The sequence below is a fragment of the Brachyspira catarrhinii genome (genome assembly GCF_005518285.1).
In the GTDB taxonomy this organism is placed as follows: domain Bacteria; phylum Spirochaetota; class Brachyspiria; order Brachyspirales; family Brachyspiraceae; genus Brachyspira; species Brachyspira catarrhinii.
The window spans coordinates 1-1,064 of record NZ_SJDU01000581.1; the positions used below are offsets into that span (position 1 = coordinate 1).

The 1,064-nt window shown below is 24.7% G+C and carries 1 protein-coding gene; it reads right to left on the reverse strand.

The annotated features are described in order from the left end of the window. Positions 1 to 84 precede the first annotated feature (84 nt). Positions 85 to 1,064 (reverse strand): hypothetical protein (locus tag EZH24_RS14355; RefSeq protein WP_236847254.1); only part of this gene is annotated, 980 nt, incomplete at its 5' end.

The window sequence follows — 1,064 nt, forward strand, 5'->3', positions numbered from 1 at the left end:
AAATGCAGATGCTACGCGGGATTTATAAAACTTGGTCAAATACCAAACATATATTCATTATATCTTCCATTCTTTATACTCCAATTAATATTTGTAAATAAGAATTTCGCTAATTAAAAAATTAATTTTATCTTCTTTTAGCCGTATATAATTTTTCATTTTTCCAAAGCTTATTTTTTTTAGAAAGCCGTAAAAAGCTTTAAGAAATTTGAGTTTTTTAACTTTTAAATAAGATTTTATTTTTAAAAAATTATAATAAAACAATTTCTTATTTTCTGTTTCTATTTGTCCAAGTTTTATAAATCCCGCGTAGCATCTGCATTTATTATTTACCGATAAGCATGGGGTATAGTCTTTCAATATTTTAACTTTATGAGATTTAGACATATTGCCTAACAAATTATATCCGTATTCATTATCGGAAAAACATCTCGTAACTTTTCCGTCTATTAATATTTTAAAAAATTTATTTCCAGTTCTGCATGCTAAAGCGCATACTTTGGAATAATCTTTTCCAGTAACCATAAAAGCGGGTATGTCTATGCAATTATTTTGTTCAATCCATTTTTCTATCTCTTCTGAATATTGCAAATACCCTTTTTCGTCAAAAACTCTCTGTATATTTAATTTAAACCCTAAATCCTCTATTTTTTGTTTTAATTCTTTTACTTTTTCAAAATTATTTTGCAAAAGTATAGAGTTCAGCTGAAAATCTTCAAAATTTAATTCCGATTTTCTTTTAAACCATAATAATTTTTCTATAAAGCTTTCAAAATCTTTTATTTGGGTTAAATGCATCGAAATTTCTATGAAAGATATTTTTCCTTTAGCTATATCTAAAAATTTAGACAAAATATTTTTAGAGTGTGAAAAATTTGTAGTCACGGATATTTTATTACCCCCCCCGTATGAAATTATCTTCTGTATCATTTCAAAAAATTTTGGATATAAAAAAGGCTCTCCGCCTATTAAATGAACGTTAAATGGTTCTTTTAAACTACCTAAAAAAATAAAAAAATTATTATAAATTTTTTCGCTAATATGTTTTTGTATCTTATTTATTC